Source organism: Micromonospora echinofusca, assembly GCF_017614955.1.
Lineage (GTDB): Bacteria > Actinomycetota > Actinomycetes > Mycobacteriales > Micromonosporaceae > Micromonospora > Micromonospora echinofusca_A.
In genome coordinates this window covers 1-1,468 of record NZ_WVUH01000635.1, presented here as the reverse complement: position 1 = coordinate 1,468, position 1,468 = coordinate 1, and the positions used below count along the sequence as shown (strand labels likewise).

General features: G+C 70.8%; 1 protein-coding gene and 1 pseudogene. One reads left to right on the top strand and one right to left on the bottom strand.

All coding sequences use genetic code 11. From position 1 onward, the window contains the following. Nucleotides 1–395, bottom strand: a pseudogene (locus tag GSF22_RS33510) (hypothetical protein); the annotation flags it as partial. Between the two features lie 561 nt (nucleotides 396–956). Here GSF22_RS33510 and GSF22_RS33505 point away from each other — a divergent pair. After that, the coding region (locus GSF22_RS33505) for a cellulose-binding domain-containing protein (protein WP_208817906.1) at nucleotides 957–1,468 on the top strand (512 nt) is incomplete at its 3' end.

Here is a 1,468-nt window from a genome sequence, read left to right as displayed (position 1 = left end):
ACCAACCACCTCACCACCGGCCCGTCGGTGGGCGATGCCGGTGGCTGGGCCGGTGGTGAGGTGGTTGGTGCCGGTGGTGAGGTGGGCCCGTCGGTGGGTGGTGCCGGTGGCTGCAACGGCTTCAGCCGCAGCCGACCGGTGACCGAGGACCAGGCCCAGGGGTGCCGCTGCGGGGTGTGGCAGATCATGAAGAGCTTCGCCCGCTGTCCTGGGCTGACCGTGACCGGCCAGGTACGGAGGTGTCCGTGCTGGTGGGCGCCGCGCTCGTGCTGCCGGCCGTCCGCCTGCGGTGGGCCGTCCGCCTGGGCCGCCGCTGCGACGGTGGGGACGCCGAACAGGGCCGCCCCGCCCAGCGCCGCACCGGCGATCACCCTGCCGAGGAACTTCTTAGACATGACTCCGGGTCACTCCATTCCCTCTAGCCGTGGGCTCGACGGCAGCCGAGCCATCACCGAGCGTAGAGGTTTTGTGAGTTTGGGTCGGATTAATGCAGGTTTTCACCTGTCCGGGCTCTTGGTCGACCCGCGCGCCGTCTGGGCCCCGGGCGGCGGTCTGCTCCGACCGGCCCCGAATGGGCGCCACCACCCGCTCTCCCGCCGGCCGTACCCGGACCGACCGTCCGCGTCGTCCCGTGCCGTTCCGGCCCGTTGCGGGTGGTCTGGCGCTGGTCGGCGTCGATCGGGTGTTGTCTTGGAAGCGCTCCCATGCAAGAATCTGGGCACTGCGTAGGGGAGCCACACCGCGCAGTCGACGCCGAGGGCAACCGGTTCCTCCGGACGGCGTCCCACACGGCCGAAGGGCAATCGGTCGGCACCACCCATCACTGCTGCCCGTCCGGGCTCGGGCAACCCACCACACCCGAAGACGCGCCGCGGATCCGTCCCCAGAGAGACGTCCGTCAGGCGGTCGTGCCGGTCCCGTTCGCGGTCCGGTCTCGCCCAAGGAGATCAGTGGTAATGAGTTTCTGGAGAAACATGTCCGGCCAGCGCCGGGCGATTGCGCTCGCCGGTGCGAGTGCCCTGGTCGCGGGGGGCATGGTCACCCTGCCGGCGACCATGGCGCACGCGGCGGCCGGCTGCGAGGTGCAGTACACCACCAGCGACTGGCAGGGTGGCTTCACCGGTAGCGTCACGATCAAGAACCTCGGCGACGCGATCAACGGCTGGACCCTCGGCTTCACGTTCCCGGACAGCAACCAGCGGGTGACGCAGGGCTGGTCGGCGACCTGGGCCCAGAGCGGCAGCCAGGTCACCGCCAAGGACCTGGGCTGGAACGCCTCGCTGGCCACCGGTGCCTCGACCAACATCGGCTTCAACGGCTCGTGGAGCGGCAGCAACCCGAAGCCGACCTCGTTCACCCTGAACGGCGTGGTCTGCAACGGCGGCACCACGCCGACCAGCCCGACCCAGAGCCCGACGGCGTCGCCGACGAGCCCGACGCCGACTCCGACCGACCCCACCCCCACGCC